Here is a 23,092-nt window from a genome sequence, read left to right on the forward strand (position 1 = left end):
TAACAACTAAAAATGAAAATTCAGAAAAATATATTGACAATAGATTGCAAAGGGTCTATAATGGATAGAAAAACAAAGGAGAATACTATGAAAACAAGGAAAGTATTGGCTCTTGCGGGAGTAACTTTATTAGCAGCAGGTGTCTTAGCTGCTTGTTCTGGCTCAGGGTCTAGTGCAAAAGGTGAGAAAACTTTTTCTTATGTTTACGAAACAGATCCAGATAACCTGAACTACTTGACAACTGGTAAGGCAGCAACTACTGACATTACTAGTAATGTGATTGATGGATTGCTTGAAAATGACCGCTATGGTAACTTTGTGCCATCTATGGCTGAGGATTGGTCTGTATCTAAGGACGGCTTGACTTACACTTATACAATCCGTAAAGATGCCAAGTGGTACACATCTGAAGGAGAAGAGTATGCGTCTGTGAAAGCTCAAGACTTTGTAACAGGACTTAAGTATGCGACAGATAAGAAATCAGAAGCCCTTTACTTGGTACAGGATTCAATTAAAGGTTTGGATGCATACGCTAAAGGGGAAACTAAAGATTTCTCTCAAGTTGGGATTAAAGCGATTGACGATCAAACAGTTCAATACACTTTGAACAAACCTGAAAGTTTTTGGAATTCTAAAACAACAATGGGTGTCTTAGCACCAGTTAATGAAGAGTTTTTAAACTCTAAGGGAGATGATTTTGGGAAAGCAACAGATCCAAGCAGTATCCTTTATAACGGACCTTTCTTGTTGAAATCATTGGTCGCTAAATCTTCAGTAGAATTTGAAAAGAATCCAAACTACTGGGATAAGGACAATGTTCACATTGATAAGGTAAAACTTTCATTCTGGGATGGTCAAGATACAGGAAAACTTGCAGAAAACTTCAAAGATGGAAGCTTTACAATGGCTCGTCTCTTCCCGACAAGCGCAAGTTATCCTGAACTTGAAAAAGAGTTTAAAGACAACATCGTTTATACACCACAAGATTCTACTACTTATTTAGTAGGTACTAATATTGATCGCCAGTCTTATAAGTACACTTCTAAGACTACAGATGAACAAAAGACTTCAACCAAGAAAGCTCTTCTAAACAAAGATTTCCGTCAAGCTCTTGCCTTTGGTTTTGATAGAAAAGCCTATGCTTCTCAAGTGAATGGTGCGAATGGGGCAACTAAACTGCTTCGTAACTTGTTTGTTCCTCCTACATTTGTACAGGCAGATGGAAAGAACTTTGGCGAAATGGTCAAAGACAAATTGGTGACTTATGGTGACGAATGGAGCAACGTGAACTTGGATGATGCTCAGGATGGACTCTACAATCCTGAAAAAGCGATAGCAGAGTTTGCTAAAGCTAAGACAGCTCTCCAAGTAGAAGGCGTTCAATTCCCAATCCACTTGGATATGCCAGTTGACCAAACCAATACAACAAAAGTTCAACGTGTCCAATCTTTTAAACAATCACTTGAAGAAACATTAGGAACTGACAATGTCGTCATTGATATCCAACAACTTCAAAAAGATGAAGTTCTCAATGTTACCTACTTTGCTGAAACGGCTGCTGGACAAGATTGGGATGTCTCAGATAACGTTGGATGGGGACCAGACTACATTGACCCATCTACCTACCTTGATATTCTCAAACCATCTGTAGGGGAAAGTACAAAGACTTACCTAGGATTTGACTCTGGAACAAACAACGCTGCGGCTAAGCAAGTTGGTTTGGAAGACTACGAAAAAATGGTTGTGGAAGCTGGTGAAGAAGTGAATGACATTTCAAAACGTTATGAAAAATATGCTGCTGCCCAAGCTTGGTTGACCGACAGTGCCTTGCTAATCCCAACAACTTCTAAAACTGGTCGTCCAATGTTGTCTAAGATGGTACCATTCACACTTCCATTTGCTTATTCTGGAAACAAAGGAACAAGTGAAGCTCACTTGTATAAATACCTTGATGTACAAGATAAACCAGTAACAACAGAAGAATACCAAAAAGCCCAAGAAAAATGGATGAAAGAAAAAGAAGAGTCTAATAAAAAAGCTCAAGAAGAACTCGCAAAACATGTGAAGTAGATTTTAAACATCTATAGAAACAGAGTGATAGAGGATTTGGCATTCGATAGGAATGCTAAATCCTTTTTATTTTATGATAACTCCCTCTAAATGGCAGACTATGGTTTTGCCAAAATTAAGAAAAAATTAGCAATTTTCCTAGCTTTCCTATTGCTTTATCTGCCAATATTTGTTATATTAAAAGTGCAATTATTTTTTTATAAACGTTAAGCATTGCACTTTTCAGATAGAAAGGAGTATTTTTCGAACAAGAAATGTAAACGCTTACGAAGATTAGTGAAAGGAATCAGGAGTTAATGGATAAACGATTTTTTGAAAAACGATGTACATACAGCATTCGTAAATTTGCACTAGGTGCTGCTTCAGTTATGATTGGGGCTAGTTTTTTTGCTACTGCTCCAGTATTGGCTAACACACCAACAGTTGGCTCAACAGATAACTTGCCAAGTGAGCTGGCTGATTTGGATAAAAAAGCGAGCGATAATGGACGGGAGTTCGATAAAGAAGCTGCAGCAGCAAATCCAGGTTCTGCTGAAACAACGGATGGACCAAAAACTGAAGAAGAGTTACTAGCTCTTGAAAAGGAAAACAAAGAAACTACTGACAAGTTGCCGAAAGAATTAGAAGGTAAAGTTGAAAAAGCTACTGATAATGGTAAAGAGGTAAATAAAGATCAATTAGCCCAAGATACTGGTAGTCTAGTTCCTGAAGATGTTGCCAAAACAAAAAATGGAGAATTGAACTATGGCGCTACTGTTAAGATTAAGACTCCATCAGGAGAAGGTAGTGGTATTGTCATTGGTAAGGATCTTGTTTTGACTGTTTCTCACAACTTTATCAAGGATCAACAAGATGGAAATATCCGTAAAGTTGTGGATAATGATAAAGGAGATGGCGATATTTTTAGTATATCCTACCCTGGTTTAGATGATGTAAAATTTAGTAAAAAAGATGTGATTCACTGGGATAGAGATGGTTATCTAAAGGGCTATAAGAACGATTTGGCTCTTGTGAGATTGCGTACAGTTCTTGAAAATGCTCCTGTTGAAGTTACTGAAAAGCCAGTTGTTAAGAAAGTTGGGGATAAAGTCAATATGTTTGGCTATCCTGCTGGTAAGTTGGCGCCAGTTATTAACACTGCTGTGGATTTTGCTGAATCTTATGGTGAAGGTGTTCAAGGAGTTGGTTATCAAGGTGGACAACCAGGTGCTAGCGGTGGCGGTATCTTTGACACGGATGGTAAATTGATTGGGGTTCATCAAAATGGTGTGGTTGGAGTCCGTAGCGGAGGCATCCTTTTCTCTCCAGCTCAATTAAAATGGATTCAAGATCATATTAAGGGAATCTCTAGTTCAAAACCAGCGAATTTAGAGGAAACTGAAAAACCAGTTGAAGAAAAGCCAAAAGAAGATAAGCCAAAAGAAGAAAAACCAGCGACAGCTAAGCCAGAGACACCAAAGGAAGTCACTCCTGAATGGCAAACTGTAGCAAGAAAAGAACAACAAGGGACTGTTGCTATTCGTGAAGAAAATGGTGTTCGTTACAATAAGTTATCTTCAACAGATCAAAATGACAATGCCAGCAAACCAGCCTTGTTTGAAAAACAAGGATTGACTGTGGATGCAAATGGTAATGCGAATGTAGATCTCACTTTCAAAGAAGAATCTGAAACAGGCAAATCACGTTTTGGTGTTTTCTTGAAATTTAAAGATACAAATAATAATGTCTTTGTTGGATATGACAAAGAAGGTTGGTTCTGGGAATATAAGACACCAGGTAATAGCACATGGTATCAGGGTGGTCGTGTTGCAGCTCCAGTAAATGGCTCAGTGAATCATCTGACTATTAGCTTAAAATCAGATGGTCAGCTGAATGCAACAAATAATGATGTAAAACTTTTTGATACGGTTACTTTGCCAGCTGCTGTTAATGAAAATCTTAAAAATGAAAAGAAAATCCTACTTAAAGCTGGTACATATGGTACAGAAAAGACAGTTGTAAATATTAAGACTGACAATCAGGATGGAGTTCAAAATACTGAAGCTACTGCTGAAAAAGAAACTGGTGCGGTGGTAGATGATAGTAAAGTGACTTATGATACTATCCAGTCTAAAGTCCTAAAAGCAGTGATTGACCAAGCCTTTCCACGTGTCAAGGAATATACGCTAAATGGCCATACTTTACCAGGACAGGTTCAACAGTTCAACCAAGTATTTATCAATAACCACAGAATCACCCCTGAGGTTACTTATAAGAAAATTAATGAAACAACTGCAGAATATGAAATGAAACTCCGTGATGAGGCTAATCTTATCAATGCGGATATGACAGTTCGTCTGCAAGTTGTGGACAATCAATTACATTTTGATGTAACTAAAATTGTCAACCACAATCAAGTCACTCCAGGTCAAAAGATTGACGATGAAAGAAAATTACTCTCTACTATTAGTTTCCTCGGGAATGCTTTAGTATCTGTTTCTAGTGAGCAAGCTGGTGCTAAGTTTGATGGGGCAACTATGTCAAACAATACGCATGTCAGCGGGGATGATCATATTGAAGTAACCAATCCAATGAAGGATTTGGCTAAGGGTTACATGTATGGATTTGTTTCTACAGATAAGCTTGCTGCAGGTGTTTGGAGTAATTCTCAAAACAGTTACGGTGGTGGCTCTAATGACTGGACCCGTTTGACGGCTTATAAAGAAACCGTTGGAAATGCCAACTATGTCGGAATTCATAGTTCTGAGTGGCAATGGGAAAAAGCTTATAAGGGTATTGTCTTCCCAGAGTACACTAAAGAACTTCCAAGTGCTAAGGTTGTGATTACTGAAGATGCTAATGCGGATAAAAAAGTGGACTGGCAAGATGGTGCCATTGCTTATCGTAGTATCATGAACAACCCTCAAGGCTGGGAAAAAGTCAAGGATATCACAGCTTACCGTATCGCGATGAACTTTGGTTCTCAAGCACAAAATCCATTCCTTATGACCTTGGATGGTATCAAGAAGATCAATCTCCATACAGATGGTCTTGGACAAGGTGTTCTCCTCAAAGGTTATGGTAGTGAAGGTCATGACTCAGGCCATTTGAATTATGCTGATATTGGTAAACGTATTGGTGGTGTCGAAGACTTCAAGGCTTTGATTGAGAAAGCGAAGAAATATGGAGCTCATCTAGGTATCCACGTCAACGCTTCTGAAACTTATCCTGAGTCTAAATACTTTAACGAAAAGATTCTTCGTAAGAATCCAGATGGAAGCTACAGCTATGGTTGGAACTGGCTAGACCAAGGTATCAACATTGATGCTGCTTATGACTTGGCGCATGGTCGCTTAGATCGCTGGGAAGAATTGAAGAAAAAACTTGGTGAAGGTCTCGACTTTATCTATGTGGACGTTTGGGGCAATGGCCAATCAGGTGATAATGGTGCCTGGGCTACCCACGTTCTTGCTAAAGAAATTAACAAACAAGGCTGGCGCTTTGCAATCGAGTGGGGCCATGGTGGTGAATACGATTCTACCTTCCAACACTGGGCAGCTGACTTGACCTATGGTGGATACACTAATAAAGGTATCAACAGTGCCATCACGCGCTTTATCCGCAACCACCAAAAAGATTCTTGGGTTGGGGATTACAGAAGTTACGGTGGTGCAGCCAACTATCCACTTCTAGGTGGTTACAGCATGAAAGACTTTGAAGGCTGGCAAGGACGAAGTGACTACAATGGCTATGTAACTAACTTGTTTGCTCATGATGTCATGACCAAGTACTTCCAACACTTCACTGTAAGCAAGTGGGAAAATGGTACACCTGTTACCATGTCTGATAACGGTAGCACCTATAAATGGACTCCAGAAATGCGAGTGGAATTGGTAGATGCTGACAACAATAAAGTAGTTGTGACTCGTAAGTCAAACGATATCAATAGCCCGCAATACCGTGAACGTACAGTAACACTTAATGGACGTGTTGTCCAAGATGGTTCAGCTTACTTGACTCCTTGGAACTGGGATGCAAATGGTAAGAAACTTCCTGCTGATAAGGAAAAGATGTACTACTTCAATACGCAAGCTGGTGCAACAACTTGGACGCTTCCTAGCGATTGGGCAAAGAGTAAGGTTTATCTTTACAAGCTAACTGACCAAGGTAAGACAGAAGAGCAAGAATTAACAGTAAAAGATGGCAAGATTACTCTAGATCTTACTGCAAATCAACCATATGTTCTCTACCGTTCAAAACAAACCAATCCTGAAATGTCATGGAGTGAGGGTATGCATATCTATGACCAAGGATTTAACAGTGGAACTTTGAAACACTGGACTATTTCTGGTGATGCTTCTAAGGCAGAAATTGTCAAATCACAAGGCGCAAATGAAATGCTTCGTATCCAAGGTAATAAGAGCACAGTCAGCCTTACTCAGAAACTGACTGGCTTGAAACCAAATACTAAGTATGCTGTTTATGTCGGTGTTGATAACCGTAGTAATGCTAAAGCAAGTATCACAGTGAATACTGGTGAAAAAGAAGTGACTAGCTATACCAATAAATCACTAGCTCTTAACTATGTTAAGGCCTATGCCCATAATACTCGTCGTGACAATGCTACAGTTGACGATACAAGTTACTTCCAAAACATGTATGCCTTCTTTACAACAGGTTCAGATGTATCAAATGTCACTCTTACTTTGAGTCGTGAAGCTGGTGATGAAGCAACTTACTTTGATGAAATTCGTACCTTTGAAAACAATTCAAGTATGTACGGAGATAATCATGATACAGCTAAAGGAACCTTTAAACAAGACTTTGAAAATGTCGCACAAGGTATTTTCCCATTTGTAATTGGTGGTATCGAAGGAGTTGAGGATAATCGTACTCACTTATCTGAAAAACATGATCCATATACACAACGTGATTGGAATGGTAAGAAAGTCGATGATGTTATCGAAGGAAATTGGTCATTGAAGACAAATGGGCTAGTTAGCCGTCGTAACTTGGTTTACCAAACAATTCCTCAAAACTTCCGTTTTGAAGCTGGTAAGACTTATCGTGTAACCTTTGAATACGAAGCAGGCTCTGACAATACCTATGCCTTTGTAGTCGGTAAGGGAGAATTCCAGTCAGGTCGTCGCGGTAATCAAGCAAGCAATTTGGAAATGCATGAATTACCAAATACTTGGACAGATTCTAAGAAAGCTAAGAAGGTAACCTTCCTCGTAACAGGTGCAGAAACAGGCGATACTTGGGTTGGTATCTACTCAACTGGTAACGCAAGCAATACTCGTGGAGATTCTGGTGGAAATGCGAACTTCCGTGGTTACAATGACTTCATCATGGATAAACTTCAAATCGAGGAAGTCACTCTAACTGGTAAGATGTTGACAGAAAATGCTCTGAAGAACTATTTGCCAACGGTTGCCATGACCAACTATACCAAGGAATCTATGGATGCCTTGAAGGAAGCTGTCTTTAACCTCAGTCAAGCAGATGATGACATTAGTGTAGAAGAAGCGCGTGCTGAGATTGCTAAGATTGACGCTCTGAAGAATGCCTTGGTACAAAAGAAAACAGCCTTGGTAGCAGAAGACTTTGAAAGTTTGAATGCTCCAGCTCAAGCGGGAGAAGATTTGGCTAACGCCTTTGATGGTAACTTGTCAAGTCTATGGCATACGTCTTGGAATGGTGGAGATGTTGGCAAACCTGCAACCATGGTATTGAAAGAAGCAACAGAAATCACAGGCTTCCGTTATGTGCCACGTGGATCAGGATCAAATGGTAACTTGCGTGATGTGAAATTGGTTGTGACAGATGAATCTGGTAAAGAACATACTTTCACTGCAACTGATTGGCCAGATAACAATAAACCAAAAGATATTGACTTCGGTAAGACAATCAAAGCTAAGAAAATTGTTTTGACAGGTACTAAGACTTATGGAGACGGTGGTGACAAATATCAAGCTGCTGCTGAGTTAATCTTTAGTCGTCCACAGGCTACAGAAACAGCTCTTGATTTGTCAGGTTATGAAACAGCTTTAGCGAAAGCTCAAAAATTGACCAGCAAAGAGAATCAAGAGGAGGTAGCAAGTGTAGTAGCTAGCATGAAATATGCTACGGATAACCATCTCTTGACTGAAAGAATGGTTGCCTACTTTGCAGAATATCTCAACCAACTACAAGATCAGACTGCTAAACCAGATGCTCCTACAAGTAGCAAAGGTGAGGAGGGAGCACCGATTCTTGAAGTGCCTGAGTATAAAGGCCCGCTTGGAACAGCAGGTGAAGAAGTACCACCAATTCTTGAGGTACCTGAGTATAAAGGCCCAGTTGGAACAGCAGGTGAAGAAGCAGTTGTTAATGAAGTTCCAGAATACAAAGGCGGCGTCAATGCGGCAGAAGCAGCTGTCAATGAAGTTTCAGAATACAAAGGTGGAGCCAATACGGTAGAAGCCTTAGTTCATGAATTGCCAGAATATAAAGGCGGTGTGAATGCAGTAGAAGCGGCTATTAATGAAGTTCCAGAATACAAAGGTGGAGCCAATGCAGTAGAGGCCTTAGTTCATGAATTGCCAGAATATAAAGGTGGCGCTAATGCAGTAGAAGCGGCTATTAATGAAGTTCCAGAATACAAAGGTGGAGCCAATGCAGTAGAGGCCTTAGTTCATGAATTGCCAGAATATAAAGGCGGTGCTAATGCGGTAGAAGCTTTGGTAAACGAAAAGCCAGCCTACACAGGACTATTGGCTACAGCAGGCGATCAAGCAGCACCAACTATTGAAAAACCTGAGTATCAGATTAGTCAATTGGGCCAAGGAAAACTTGCAGAATCTAAAACTTCAGTTTCAACAGAAGATCAGAAGAGATTGCCGGAAACAGGAGAAAGCCAATCTGATACAGCTATCTTCCTAGCTAGCGTCGGTCTTGCCTTATCAGCTGCTGTACTTGCAACAAAACGTAAAGAAAATTAAAGAAGACTGGATTTTAGAGTTTACCGGAACTAGAATTCAGACAGAAATAACTTAGTTGGAGAGAACCTCTAGGTTCTCTCCATTTTTAAATGGGAAATGAGACCGCTTACTGTAATAAGTGGATGAAAGGAATAGGATAAAGATGGATAGACATTTTTTTGAAAGACGCTGTCACTATAGTATTCGAAAATTTGCAATTGGTGCAGCCTCTGTAATGATCGGTGCTAGTATCTTTGGTGCAAATGTAGTGCAGGCTGCTGAGACAGTTGGAACACCTGAGAAAGAAGGAACTATCACACAAGCTCAGCCACTAGATAAGTTGCCGGACGATTTAGCAGCTGTTTTAAAGAAAGCTGAATCAGAAGCGACGGCAGATGCAGGTCATGAAGAAAATCATGAAAATACTGCAGGAACAAGTCCTGCAGGAACTGAAGAAACAAGCCCAGCAACAACTCCAACAGCTCCCAAACCAGCTGAGACTCTGAAGCCGGTTGAAACACCAAAAGCAGATTCTAAACCTGTAGAACCAGCTACACCTACAATCAAACCGGTTGAAAATCAAATTGAAGATAGAGAAGATCGTAACCACTTAGAAGGTGTCACTGTCCAAGCAAACGACTCAGAAACTGGAACTCCTTTTACTGCTGACAAGGCAGTAGATGGGGATTCTGATACTCGTTGGGCAACAAATCCAAATATTAACAAACCAACTTTCGAATTAACTCTTCCAAAAACTACACTTATTAGGCATGTAGAGATTGATTGGGATCGCCGTGTCCGCAAGGGACAAAATGATCCAAATATCAAATCTTGGAGCCTCTACTATGCAGGTCAAGATGATGTAAATGCTAGTGGAGAAAAACAATGGAAACTAGCTCATACCAAGACTGGAGAACCTGTTTTAGATGAGAAAGTTGACTTAGCCAATAGTATTCAAGCTAAATATCTCAAGTTAGAAATCAATGACTATCAAGCGGGCACAATGGGCTGGAGAAACGTTGGTATTCAAGAAATTCGAGCTTATTCGAATATTCCTGATACAAGTAAAGTGACAGATATTCGCCAAGTTACGGAATTGACAGTCGCTAAGGATGGACAATCTTTAGTACTTCCAACTTTACCAGGAAAAGTCAGTCTTATAGGTAGCAACAAACAAGGTGTGATTGACCTTCAAAATCACATTTATAAGCCTCTGACTGATCAACGCGTTAAGGTTATGGTAGAGCAAATTAAAGATTCACATACCTTTACTAAAGAATTTGAAGTAGTCATCAAAGGACTACATCAGGATGAAGGTGTGGGTATCAAACCAAAAGTAGCACCAGCTGTTCAACAATGGTATGGAAAAGAAGGTCAATCTTCTATCACTTCAGATACAGTTCTTGCGACAGGAGATTCAGGCTTTGATCAGGCTGCAACCTTCTACCAGTCAGATCTTGCTAGTCGTGGATTGGAACTTGCGACAGGTGACAAGCAGGCTCAAAAACGAATTGAATTTAAAAAAGTTGAAAACAAGGGTTATGGTAAGGAAGGTTATGCCATCACTATCCAAGATGGTGTCATTACCATCGAAGCTGCAACGAACACAGGAGCTTTCTATGCTACTCGTACTCTTCTTCAAATGGGGGAAAGCAATCTCCAAAATGGAGAAATTCGTGATTTCCCAAGTTTCAGCCACCGTGGCTTTATGCTAGATACAGGTCGTAAATTTATTCCTTATGACACCCTTGTAGACATCATGCTCAATATGGCTTACTACAAGATGAACGACTTGCAGTTGCATCTCAACGATAACTATATCTTCCTAAAGGAACACTTGGCAGGTAAGAATCTAACACAAGAAGAAGAGCTTAAGTATGTTCTAGAACATGCTAAGACAGGTTTCCGTGTAGAGACAGATATTGTCGGTAAGAATGGTCAAAAATTAACATCAGACGAGCACTATACTAAAGAAGAGATGCAAAATCTGATTAAACTTGCTAAGGCCTTGCATATCAATCTAGTTCCAGAAATTGACACGCCAGGTCATGCTCTGTCATTTGTCAAAGTCCGTCCAGACCTTATGTATCAAGGTAGTCTGAGCGATTACAGAGGTAAACATAACGTAGAGCGCGTAGCCATGCTCGATCTAGATAATAAATACGATGAAACGCTGGCTTTTGTCAAATCAGTTTATGATAAACTTCTTGATGGTCCAGATGCACCACTTCATGGGGTATCTACTGTTCATATCGGAACGGATGAATACTACGGAAGTAGAGAAAGCTATCGTCGTTATGTCAATGACCTTATTAAATACATTAAAGGGAAAGGCTATACACCTCGTATTTGGGGATCGCTCAGTGCGAAACGAGGTAAAACAGCGGTTGATTGGAAAGATGTAGAAGTTGATATCTGGAGTATTGGCTGGCAGCAACCAAAAGAAGCTATTGCTCAGGGAGCTAAGATTATTAATATCACAGATATCCCAACATATAGTGTTCCGAATGGAGATAATCGTCAAGCTGGTTATGGTGACTATGCTAACTATGAAACTCAATATAATGGTTGGACACCAAACGATTTCCGAACAGGTCGTGGTCCATTACTAGAAGCTTCTAATCCAAACATTCTTGGTGGTGGCCACGCAGTTTGGAATGACAATATTGATCTTCATGAGACAGGTTTGACATCTTATGATATCTTTAAACGCTTCTTTAAGAGCATGCAAACAACTGCAGAACGCACTTGGGGATCTGACCGTGCGGCTGCGACCTTTGCAGAACGTACCCTACCAACGAGCCCTTATGCGCCACAGTCAAATCCTGAAAAAGAGATTGATCAAAGTGATTTGTTTACCATCAATCCTGAAACAGTGAAGAACTATGCAAGCAAGAAGGTGAAGACAAGCGAGCAAGGATTGGCTTTTGAGAAAGATAGCAGTATTGAAGGCCTGGCAGGTGATGTCGGTCCAAGTCATGTCTTGAAGTTTGATGTAACTGTCACTGGAGACGGTGAACAAACCTTCTCAACAAGTGGAGACAACCGTATCTATCTAGCTGATAAAGACGGCTATCTTGCTTATCAATTTGAACAGTTCCATATCCAGTTCAAGAAAAAACTTGAAAAGAATAAACGTTATCAAATCTCTATCGTGACCAAACCACAATCAACGGAATTCTATGTGGATGGTGAGAAGATTGAACGTATCGCAAATCCAGCTCACCCTCGCTTTGCTCACAATAGCTTGGTTCTACCGCTTGAAAGCATCGGTGGGTTCAAAGGGATTTTACATAGTGCAGAGTTGTCAGATAAACCATTTGTAAATCCTCGTTTGATTCCAACAGATCATTTCACAGTTTCTGCAACTAGTCAAGAAACACCAGGAACAGCGACTGAAGGAGTTGTTGAAAAAGCCTTTGACAATGATCCAAATACCTTTTGGCATACTAAATGGACTGGTGATACTGCTCCGTACACTCTTTCTATGACCTTGAAAGAAGCAGAAAAAGTCAATGGTTTGACTTATCTTCCTCGGCCAGGTGGTGGAAATGGGGTCGTGACTCGCTACGAAATCTACGCACAAAAAGATGGCCAAATGGTCAAGGTTTCAGAAGGAAGCTGGGACAACAACGCTCAAGAAAAAACAGTTAACTTTGCAGCGGTTCATACCAACAAGATTGAGTTGAAAGTTCTATCAGGTGTTGGGGGCTTTGCAAGTGCAGCTGAAGTTCATCTATTGAAACCTATCAAAGAGGGACAAGAAACACCAGAACCAGAACAACCATCTACACCTGAAACTCCAAAAGTCGAGCAAACAGGTGATGGAACAGTTGAACTGGCGGATCAATTCACAGCAAGCAAACCAGCTAGCGAAGATAGTATTGCAGCTGCCAGCAAGAGCGCAGATTATCTCAAGAAAGAGTACAAGGTTTTCCCAACTCCACAAAAAGTGACTTATGGAGAAGGAGTCACAGCTCTTCGTAAGCAAGTCAATCTGGTAATGGGAGATCAACTCGATGTCTATACTCGTAATCGCTTGAAGAGTGTCTTACAGGACAATCAAGTATCCTACACTACTAGTCAATCAGCAGTTGCTGGCGCAACTAATATCTATCTTGGAGTACATGGACGAGGAACACAAGCAGAACAAAACTTATCTAACGTTTCAGCAGGTCTCTTTGATAAGATTGATGCCTATGCTTTGACCATCAAGGACAATTCAATTTCCATCGTCGGAAAAGACACAGATGCAGTCTTCTATGGTTTGACAACTTTGAAACATATGCTCAAGGAAAGTCAAGTTCCAGTTCTTCGCAATGTGACAGTGGAAGATTACGCTGAAATCAAGAACCGTGGTTTCATCGAAGGTTACTATGGAAATCCATGGTCTAATGCAGATCGTGCTGAACTCATGCGTTTTGGTGGCGATTTGAAATTGACCCAATACTTCTTCGCACCGAAAGATGATCCATACCACAACAAGAAATGGCGTGAACTTTACCCAGAAGAAAAACTAGCTGAAATTCGTGAACTTGCTCGCGTCGGAAATCAAAGTAAAACTCGCTATGTCTGGACCATTCATCCATTCATGAACAACCGTATCCGCTTTGGTAATGAAGCGCATTACCAAGAAGACTTGGCAACCATCAAGGCTAAATTTACCCAGTTGATGAAAGTGGGTGTCCGTGAATTTGGTATTCTAGCCGATGATGCACCAAGCCCAGTTGGAGGCTACAATAGCTACAACCGCTTGATGCAGGATATGACCAACTGGTTGACAGAAATGCAAGGAACTTATAGCGGTCTTCGCAAAGAAATGATCTTTGTTCCAGGTCAGTATTGGGGTAATGGGCGTGAAGCAGAGTTGAAATCTCTAAATGAAAATCTCCCAAGTTCAACCTCTATGACTTTGACGGGTGGTAAGATTTGGGGTGAAGTTTCTGAAGGCTTCTTATCAACTCTCAAGAACAATCTAACTGCAGGTGGTAAAACTTATCGTCCAGTATCACTTTGGGTGAACTGGCCAGTTACAGATAACTCTAAACAACACTTGATTCTAGGTGGTGGTGAGAAATTCCTTCATCCAAATGTGGATCCAAGCTTGCTATCCGGTATCATGTTGAACCCAATGCAACAGTCTGAACCATCTAAGATAGCCCTCTTTGCTGGAGCTCAATATACATGGAAACAGTGGAAATCAGAAGAAGAAGCTAAGAAACTCAATGACATTGCCTTCAACTTTGTTGAAAATGGTCATTTTGGAGATAGCAAGGTATCAGCAGCCTTCCGCGAACTCGGTAAGCATATGATCAACCAAAACATGGATGGTCGTGTCGTTAAACTAGAAGAATCAGTTGAATTGGCTCCAAAATTAACAGACTTCATGACTAAGCTCAAAGCGGGTCAGGATGTAACTGCAGAACGTGCAACTTTGCGTGCAGAATTTGCCAAGATTAAAGAAGCGGCTGAACTTTATAAAGCATCAGGTGATAAAAAAATGGTTGCACAGATCCACTATTGGTTGGATAATGCAATTGACCAAATGAATGCCCTTGATGCCTTCCTAACAGGCACAGAGGCTATGGCTACAAATGATGCAGCCAAACTTTGGGACAGCTACTATAAAGGTTTGAAATTGTACGAACAGTCTCAAACTCATACCTTCCATTATGTAGACCATCTTGAAAAGGCTGAATTGGGTGTTCAACATATCCGTCCATTTATCCTAGCTTTGAAAGAAGTTCTAGCGTCTGAAGTTCAAAAAGTCTTGCATCCAGATCAAATCATCAGCACCTTTATTACCAATCGAACAGGTGTAGAAGGTGGTTTGGCAGAAGTAACGGATGGTGACTTGGCAACTCATGCTTTGATTAAATCACCAAATAGTATCAAGATAGGTGATTATATCGGTATGAAATTTAACAAACCGGTAGATATCCAAACATTGACCTTTGCTATGGGAACTCAGGCAAATCCACGTGATACCTTTAGTAAGGCTGAAGTGCAGTATCAAGATGAAAAAGATAATTGGGTAAGTTTGAAAGAACCAACTTATGTTGGTAATGAGTCACTTGTTCAGTTTGAAAATCTTAACATCAAAGCTAAAGCAGTACGTATGATTGCTACAGAAGATCGTGATGACACCTGGTTTGCAGTTCGCGAGATTGCAGTAAATCGTCCAGTAGAGAACGCTCGTAAACAACAAACTGCTACCATTAGCCTCAGCTCAAATCTAGTTTATAAATTGAGAACATCAGCAAGTCAAATTACTGATGGTAAAGATAATACAGAAGCTATGATGGCAAATGCTGACGGCAGCAATACGACTCCAGTAGATGCCTGGGCACAACTTGACCTAGGTGAAGTCAAGTCAGTCACTAAAGTTCGTCTTCGTCAAGGAACTGGTGATAAACTTGCCGCAGGTGTACTTGAGTACTCTACAGATGGATCTGCATGGCAAGAGTTAGATCGCCTATCAGGAGAACAAACTAAGGAAGTGTCTAAAGCTATCAATGCTCGATACATCCGAGTACGCAATACTAAGGCAAGTGACCTTTGGTGGCGTATTCAGGACTTCTCTGTTGAGACACGTTCTGGAAATAGCGACTTAACAGACACCAACGTGGATGCCTTGAAAGAAACGCCAATATTTGATAGCCTTGGTCGTTATGAACTTCAAATTCCAGCTGGAACTAAACTTCCTGCAAATAGCTATCTAGGAATGAAACTTGACCGTATCCATCAAGTCAAAAGCATCCAGCTCCAAGGTCAAACAAATCCAGCACTCAGTCTAGAGTATTCTGCAAATGCTCAAGAATGGACACCAGCTAGCCAGTTGACAGACAGAACTGTCGCAACCCACTTGGTACGTTATGTTCGTCTTGTGAATAAAACAAATCAAGAACAAGCTGTGACAGCCACTTCTCTCCTTGTAACGACTAAAGAAGTGCAACCAACCAAACTAGAATCTACAACTATGGGTATTCATCCAACATACGGAAGCAATGATGTTCGTAAGATTAATAACCTCGATCAATTGTTTGATGGTGTGTACAACAACTTCGTTGAGTTTTCAGACTATGCCCATAAAGATGGCCATGTAACCTTGAAACTTGGTAGCGAACGCACTATCAAGAAGATCAGAGCCCACATACAAGACGGAACTCAAAACTATCTTCGTGATGGTAAAATCCAAGTCAGCCAAGACGGTAAAACTTGGACGGATGTTGTGACAGTGGGAGATGGTGTAGTCAATAGTACACACGATGATTCATTGACAGATGGTTGGACACATGATTCTAAGATGCCGGGAAATCGTTACATCGAGGGTGAATTGACGACACCAGTCAAAGCCAACTATCTTCGTGTCCTCTATACAGCTGATTATGATGCTCGTTTTGTAGGATTTACAGAATTGGTGATCAATGATGGCGAATTTGTCAAACCTATCAATGATCCAACTGTAGAAGGAAACGGTGGCGAAAGCCGAGGCAACTTCTATACTAATCTCGTAGATGGAAAAGTCTTGACTAGCTACAAGGCGGAACAAGATAAGGGTGAATTGTTTTACCACTTATCAGAACCAACCAATGCCAACCATCTACGCCTTGTTTCAAGCCTTCCTGAAGGAGCGAAAGCACGAGTTCAAGCGAGAACACTTAAGGATGGACAAGAAAGTTGGACAGATCTTGGTGCCATTACATCTAGTCTCCAAACCTTTGCTATCCGAAATGGTGGTTCTCTTCTAGATGTTAAACTGGTCTGGGAAGGTGGCAAGGCTGAGTTTTATGAATTGGCGAGCTTCTATCAAGAATTGACAGAAGAACCTGTTCAATCAAGCAAGGGTGAAGAACCAGCACCAGTGCTTGAGGTACCTGAATTTACAGGTGGTGTAAATGCAGTTGAAGCTTTGGTACATGAGCTACCAGCCTACACAGGTCCATTATCAACCGTAGGTGACCAAGTTGCACCGACAGTAGAGAAACCAGAGTTTCAGGGTGGTGTCAACTCAGTTATGGCTTTGAAACATGAACTACCAGAGTACACAGGCCCATTGTCAACCGTAGGTGACCAAGCCGCTCCAACAGTAGAGAAACCAGAGTTCAAGGGTGGAGTCAACTCCGTTATGGCCTTGAAACACGAACTACCAGCCTACACAGGGCCATTGTCAAGCGTGGGCGATCAAACTGCACCGACGGTAGAGAAACCAGAGTTTCAGGGTGGAGTCAACTCCGTTATGGCCTTGAAACATGAGCTACCAGCCTACACAGGTCCATTATCAACCGTAGGTGACCAACCAGCTCCGACAGTAGAAAAACCAGAATTTAAGCTAAGTTCGTTAGAAAAAGCTCAGACTCCAGAAGCACCAGTTCAAGTTGCCAAGGAAGACAAGAGATTGCCAGAGACTGGTGAAAAACAGTCAGAAACAGCTATTTTCTTGGCAAGCGTTGGACTAGCCTTATCTGCTATCTTTGTAGCAAAAAGCAAAAAAGATTAGTTGTGTATGACAATTAAACTCTTTCTTAATAGTATTCTAAACCAGTGGAGTGTATAGAACAAAAAACCTGAGAAGTACAATTGACCTTCTCAGGTTTTTATTATCTAATTATTGATTGAGCAAAGAACAGATTGAAAAACCACCCAATTTTTGGGTGGTTAGTAATTTATTGTTGCGCTGGTTGAGGATTTTGGTTAGGCTGCCCTTGATTGGTACTTGGTTGTTGTGTTACCGTATTCTCATTGGTTCCAGCATTGGGAGTAGCTGTATTTGCATTTGGATTTGTGTTTGGTGTCGTTACACTTGACTGAGAGGTTGAAGTCTCTGGAGTCTGGCTCGCAGGAGCAGGTGTAGAACTTTGTTGAGTAGCAGGAGCAGTCCATGTAGGATGAGCTCCATTCTTAAAGACATATTCTCCACTCCTATATAAGCCCTCAGGCATAGTCCAATCTCCTGGGTGGTCATCTTCTGATAGGTAAGTCATCATTGAACGATAGACCGCAGAAGCAACTGTGAACCCACTGCCGATGACTGGAGTAAGACGATTTGAGTAACCTGTCCATACAGCCATAGAATACTTACGAGTATAACCAACAAACATTTCATCTGGAGCTACATAGCCAGTGTTTTTGATGTGTTTTTCAATCTCCTCATCCGTGTAGTTAGATGTACCCGTCTTACCTGCTTGTGGGAGCCAAGATATATAAGCGCCTCGACCTGTACCAGAATATAATACTGTTTTCATCATTTCAGTCATCATGTAGGCGGTTGTTTCTTTCATGGCGCGTGTACCCTGATCAGAAAACTCTTTTGAACTACCATCACTAAAGATAACTTTATTGATATACATTGGTTTGTGGTAGATACCACCATTGGCAAAAGCAGCATAGGCAGCGGCCATTTTTTCACTGCTAGCACCATATTTTTTATTTGATTCAGTTGTATTACTTGAAATAGCGTTAGCATAGACCATAGTTGGGTAATCAATTCCTAGCCCATTTAAGAAAGTTTTAGCCTGGTCTAATCCGACCCTTTCAAGCGTTTCAACTGCTGTAACGTTACGGGATTGTTGGATGGCATATTGAAGGGTAATGTTTCCGAAATATGATTTATCCCAGTTGTAAAGAGGAATATTTGTACCTGGATAGTTGTAAGGAGCATCTTTAAGCATGTATGCTGTTGAGTCATAGATGCCATACTCAAGTGCGGGAGCATAGTCTGTGATTGGTTTCATGGATGAACCCCAGTCACGGTTGGTTTCCACCGCTTGGTTGGTACCAAATGAAACGTTACTTGCTTGATGACGAGCACCAAGTTGTGCAATAACGTTACCATTAGATACATCTACAATAGTCGAAGCTACTTGCATGTCATCATCAGGATAAGTGACATATTGGTCGGTGTTATAAACATCCCAGAGTCGTTGTTGGATATCTTTGTCCACATTTGTATAGACATCCATACCAGTAGTTAGAAGGTTATAGCCAGTTTCTCGTTCTACTTGGTCGATTACTTCTTTAAGGTAGTTGTCCATGTATGCAGGATAACTGTTACCGGATTTCAGGCTTTGTAGACCATCGGTAACAGGGGTATTAATAGCTTTTTCATACTCTTCTGCACTGATGTATTTCTGCCCTTTCATTTCCGAAAGTACCAAGTTCCGACGCTCTAGAGCAGCTTCTGGATGAGAATAAGGATCATATTGATTTGGTGCTTGAGGCATTCCGGCTAGGAGTGCTAACTGTGGTAAGCTTAAATCCTTCAAGTCTTTTCCATAGTAATTTTGGGCTGCGGTTTGCATTCCATAGTTACCGTTGGACATGTAGACTTTATTGATGTAATAGGTCAGGATTTCTTGCTTGGTTGCTTTTTGCTCTAGTTGAACGGCTAGCCAAGCTTCTTGAGCTTTACGTGACAAGGTTTGATCAGCAGTTGAAGTAGAAAAATAAGTCAATTTAATTAATTGTTGTGTCAAGGTTGAGGCACCTTGTAGACCTCCTCCTTGTAGATTTCTCAATGCTGCTCCCATGATACGAATAGTATCAACACCTCTATGATCAAAAAAACGGTGGTCTTCGATAGACACAATTGCCTTGACTAAGTCAGTAGGAATTTCATTTGCTTGAGCATTTACGCGACGTTCAGTTCCAAGGTCAGCAATCAGTTCGTTTTTGTTGTCATAAATCTTGCTAGAGGTTGTCGCAACTAATTTACTTTCAGATAAGGCTGGAGCCTTGCTAACAAAGTAGAGGAAGACACCTCCACCTAATAGAAATAATGCGATAAATAAGGTAAGAAATGTAATTCCAATATACTTTAAGAATCGCAGAATAGTTTGTTTATTCATCTTGTTTTACCACCTAGTAAATGTTCTTTGATAATATCGAGATAGGGAATTTGAGGGAAAGCTCCTTGCTTTACTAAATATCCGTATTCTTTGATATATCCAAGTGACATTGATTTTTGGCCCTTATCTTGATGATAAAAGCGAATCAAATCAAGTGCCGGCAACAAATAAGTTTCTTGTTGAGAAGAAAAATGAAGTAGTACGAAGCAAATACCCTGCTGTTCTAGAACTTGTTCCATATGTTGAATCTGGTGAAGATGGAAGTTTTTCATTGGAATAGCATTCTTTTGTCGTGTTTCCTTGGCTTCAAAGTCAATGTAATGTCCTCTATACACGCCAGAGTAATCTGTTGTGGAAGCTTGTCTAAAATAGGCTTCTACAATTTTTGCTCGACTACGTTGAGGATAGTCTACTCGGACAATTTGAACAGGCGTGGGTTTTTTATGGATAACTGCCATACCATGCGTCAGATAGTAGTCGTTTGTAGCGTTAATCATCTTTTCAAAAGTCATTCCTCGATTTGCGAAATTATTTGGTTGAGAAATGGATGTTTTGTTTTTTTTTGATGAAATTTTATGAGGATAGTTGACCATATTTCTCCTTATTGGTACAATGACACCACTCTATTATACCATAAAAATAGAAAGAAAGGTGTAAAAATGACTACAGCTTTAATTATGGGATATTCTAATTTTGACTTGGGTGTCTTTAACGAAAAAGATATCAGGTTAAAAATTATAAAGAAAGCCATTCACCGTGATTTAGAAAGTTTGGCAGAAGAAGGGATTAATTGGCTGGTCTTTACAGGGAACTTGGGATTTGAATCTTGGGTGCTTGATGTCGCAAATGAAATGAAAGAAGAATATGATTTCAACCTAGCGACCATTTTTGATTTTGAAACACACGGGGAAAATTGGAATGAAGCGAATCAGCTTAAACTTAGCCAATTTAAGCAGGTAGATTTTGTCAAATATGCCTATCCTAAATATGAACATATGGGGCAACTACGAGACTACCAACGGTTTTTACTGGAAAATACTGATTTAGCTTATTTTTTCTATGATCCAGAAAATGAGACCAAATTAAAATTTATGGATACCTTGATGAAAAATCAGGAAGGGTATCGCATAAAAAGGCTAACGTTTGAAGACCTAAATGAGCTAGCAGAAAATTTTTCTGAAAAGTAAGCCTTTGACCTTGATTTTTGTTTGCCTTTTTTTATATAATAATACTATTAGAAACCGAGAATGGAGAGAGAGATGGCAAGTATTATTTTTTCAGCAAAAGATATTTTTGAGCAAGAGTTTGGACGTGAAGTCCGTGGATATAGTAAGGTTGAAGTTGATGAATTTTTGGACGATGTCATCAAGGACTACGAAACTTATGCTGCCTTAGTCAAGTCTCTCCGTCAAGAAATTGCAGAGTTGAAGGAAGAATTGTCTCGCAAACCTGAATCTGCACCGGTTCAAGCAGAACCACTTGAAATGACGGCTACAACTTCTATGACGAATTTTGATATTTTAAAACGTCTAAATCGTCTTGAGAAAGAAGTATTTGGTAAACAAATTTTGGATAACTCTGATTTATAAGAGCTTATTTGAAAAGTGCAATTTTTGGATAATCGCGTGAGGAGAATTTCTTTTCATGAGGAAAGTCCATGCTAGCACAGGCTGTGATGCCTGTAGTGTTTGTGCTAGGCGAAACCATAAGCCTAGGGACGAGAAATCGTTACGGCAGTTGAAATGGCTAAGTCCTTGGATAGGCCAGAGTAGGCTTGAAAGTGCCACAGTGACGAAGTCTTTCTGGAAACGGAGAGAGTGGAACGCGGTAAACCCCTCAAGCTAGCAACCCAAATTTTGGTCGGGGCATGGAGTACACGGAAACGAACGTAGTACTCTGACTACTTTCAGCTGTAGGCTGTTAGCGGTAGACAGATGATTATCGAAGGAAGTGGTCCTAGTCACTTCTGGAACAAAACATGGCTTATAGAAAATTGCATATAGGTTGGGGCTGAGAAAACTTTCTCAACCTCATTTTTTAAAGTGGACATATAGAAAGGTCTTATAAGACTGAAAATGAAAAAAGAATTTAATTTAATCGCTACTGCTGCAGCGGGTCTTGAGGCTGTTGTGGGACGTGAATTGCGAGAGTTGGGCTACGATTGTCAGGTTGAAAATGGACGTGTTCGTTTTCAAGGAGATGCGAAAGCCATCATCGAAACCAACCTCTGGCTTCGAGCGGCAGACCGTATCAAGATTATCGTAGGAACGTTCCCAGCTAAGACTTTTGAGGAGCTCTTTCAAGGAGTTTTCGCTCTAGATTGGGAAAATTATTTACCACTTGGAGCTCGATTTCCGATTTCAAAAGCCAAATGTGTTAAGTCTAAACTACACAATGAACCCAGTGTTCAGGCTATTTCAAAGAAAGCTGTTGTTAAAAAGTTGCAAAAACACTATGCCCGTCCAGAAGGTGTTCCTCTTATGGAGAATGGTCCTGAGTTTAAGATTGAGGTTTCTATTCTGAAAGACATAGCAACTGTCATGATTGATACGACAGGCTCCAGTCTCTTTAAACGTGGCTATCGTACCGAAAAGGGTGGGGCTCCTATCAAGGAAAACATGGCAGCAGCTATTTTGCAACTCTCTAACTGGTATCCAGACAAGCCCTTGATTGATCCGACCTGTGGTTCAGGAACTTTCTGTATCGAGGCAGTTATGATTGCTAGAAAGATGGCTCCTGGTCTTCGTCGCTCCTTTGCCTTTGAGGAGTGGAACTGGATTAGTGATCGCTTGATTCAAGAAGTGCGTACAGAAGCGGCTAAGAAAGTGGATCGTGAGCTTGAGCTAGATATCATGGGCTGTGATATCGATGCACGTATGGTGGAAATTGCTAAGGCCAATGCTCAAGCAGCAGGTGTTGCAGGAGATATTACCTTTAAGCAGATGCGCGTGCAGGATTTGCGTTCCGATAAAATCAATGGAGTGATTATCTCTAACCCACCTTATGGGGAACGCTTGTCAGATGATGCAGGAGTTACCAAACTCTATGCTGAGATGGGGCAAGTATTTGCACCGCTGAAAACGTGGAGCAAATTTATCCTAACTAGTGATGAAGCCTTTGAGACCAAGTACGGCAGTCAGGCGGACAAGAAGCGCAAGTTGTACAATGGAACTTTAAAAGTTGATTTGTATCAATATTTCGGTCAGCGTGTTAAACGTCAGGAAGTAAAGTAGG

8 protein-coding genes and 1 other RNA gene are annotated in these 23,092 nt (G+C 40.7%); 7 read left to right on the forward strand and 2 right to left on the reverse strand.

What is annotated here, in order from left to right; all coding sequences use genetic code 11:
- Positions 1 to 87: 87 nt before the first annotated feature.
- The 3 genes from FJN11_RS01430 to FJN11_RS01440 all read left to right on the forward strand — a co-directional run bounded on the left by FJN11_RS01430 (position 88) and on the right by FJN11_RS01440 (position 17,511).
- Positions 88 to 2,070: a peptide ABC transporter substrate-binding protein gene (locus tag FJN11_RS01430; RefSeq protein ID WP_049552129.1), complete on the forward strand. Its 1,983-nt coding sequence runs from the start codon at positions 88 to 90 to the stop codon at positions 2,068 to 2,070.
- A gap of 296 nt (positions 2,071 to 2,366) precedes the next feature.
- Entirely contained in the window at positions 2,367 to 9,032 is a 6,666-nt protein-coding gene (locus FJN11_RS01435) for a SpGH101 family endo-alpha-N-acetylgalactosaminidase (RefSeq protein WP_140223876.1), read from the forward strand.
- A 142-nt stretch (positions 9,033 to 9,174) separates the two neighbouring features.
- Entirely contained in the window at positions 9,175 to 17,511 is an 8,337-nt protein-coding gene (locus FJN11_RS01440) for an SIALI-17 repeat-containing surface protein (protein ID WP_140223877.1), read from the forward strand.
- 166 nt (positions 17,512 to 17,677) lie between these two features.
- Here the strand turns inward: FJN11_RS01440 and pbp1a are convergent, their stop codons facing one another.
- Together pbp1a and recU are read right to left on the reverse strand one after the other, a co-directional pair.
- A complete protein-coding gene (pbp1a, locus tag FJN11_RS01445; protein ID WP_140223878.1) occupies positions 17,678 to 19,858 on the reverse strand; it encodes a penicillin-binding protein PBP1A in 2,181 nt (726 codons plus the stop codon).
- Positions 19,855 to 20,451 carry a Holliday junction resolvase RecU gene (recU, locus tag FJN11_RS01450; RefSeq protein ID WP_140223879.1) on the reverse strand — a complete coding sequence of 199 codons (597 nt, stop codon included), beginning with the start codon at positions 20,449 to 20,451 and terminating at the stop codon, positions 19,855 to 19,857. Before recU ends, pbp1a begins: the two co-directional genes overlap by 4 nt.
- A 66-nt stretch (positions 20,452 to 20,517) precedes the next feature.
- Here recU and FJN11_RS01455 point away from each other — a divergent pair, with 66 nt between their 5' ends.
- The 4 genes from FJN11_RS01455 (at position 20,518) to FJN11_RS01470 (ending at position 23,091) form a co-directional block, all read left to right on the forward strand.
- The gene (locus tag FJN11_RS01455) at positions 20,518 to 21,045 is read left to right on the forward strand and encodes an SLOG family protein (RefSeq protein WP_042751683.1); all 528 of its coding nucleotides are present in this window, start codon (positions 20,518 to 20,520) and stop codon (positions 21,043 to 21,045) included.
- Positions 21,046 to 21,117: 72 nt separating this feature from the next.
- Positions 21,118 to 21,447, forward strand: coding sequence for a cell division regulator GpsB (gene gpsB, locus FJN11_RS01460; protein ID WP_000146534.1), 330 nt, complete (start codon positions 21,118 to 21,120; stop codon positions 21,445 to 21,447).
- A gap of 20 nt (positions 21,448 to 21,467) precedes the next feature.
- An RNA gene (gene rnpB / locus FJN11_RS01465) (RNase P RNA component class B) lies at positions 21,468 to 21,849 on the forward strand.
- An 84-nt stretch (positions 21,850 to 21,933) separates the two neighbouring features.
- Positions 21,934 to 23,091: a THUMP domain-containing class I SAM-dependent RNA methyltransferase gene (locus tag FJN11_RS01470; RefSeq protein ID WP_042751681.1), complete on the forward strand. Its 1,158-nt coding sequence runs from the start codon at positions 21,934 to 21,936 to the stop codon at positions 23,089 to 23,091.
- Position 23,092 lies beyond the last annotated feature (1 nt).

Origin of the sequence: Streptococcus symci (assembly GCF_006385165.1) — a bacterium.
GTDB classification, from domain to species: domain Bacteria; phylum Bacillota; class Bacilli; order Lactobacillales; family Streptococcaceae; genus Streptococcus; species Streptococcus symci.

Excerpts from the sequence above, each read along its gene's own strand:
- FJN11_RS01470 (WP_042751681.1), top strand. The coding sequence starts at position 21,934 with ATGAAAAAAGAATTTAATTTAATCGCTACTGCTGCAGCGGGTCTTGAG.
- gpsB (WP_000146534.1), top strand. The coding sequence starts at position 21,118 with ATGGCAAGTATTATTTTTTCAGCAAAAGATATTTTTGAGCAAGAGTTT.
- pbp1a (WP_140223878.1), bottom strand. The coding sequence starts at position 19,858 with ATGAATAAACAAACTATTCTGCGATTCTTAAAGTATATTGGAATTACA.
- FJN11_RS01430 (WP_049552129.1), top strand. The coding sequence starts at position 88 with ATGAAAACAAGGAAAGTATTGGCTCTTGCGGGAGTAACTTTATTAGCA.
- recU (WP_140223879.1), bottom strand. The coding sequence starts at position 20,451 with ATGGTCAACTATCCTCATAAAATTTCATCAAAAAAAAACAAAACATCC.
- FJN11_RS01435 (WP_140223876.1), top strand. The coding sequence starts at position 2,367 with ATGGATAAACGATTTTTTGAAAAACGATGTACATACAGCATTCGTAAA.
- FJN11_RS01455 (WP_042751683.1), top strand. The coding sequence starts at position 20,518 with ATGACTACAGCTTTAATTATGGGATATTCTAATTTTGACTTGGGTGTC.
- FJN11_RS01440 (WP_140223877.1), top strand. The coding sequence starts at position 9,175 with ATGGATAGACATTTTTTTGAAAGACGCTGTCACTATAGTATTCGAAAA.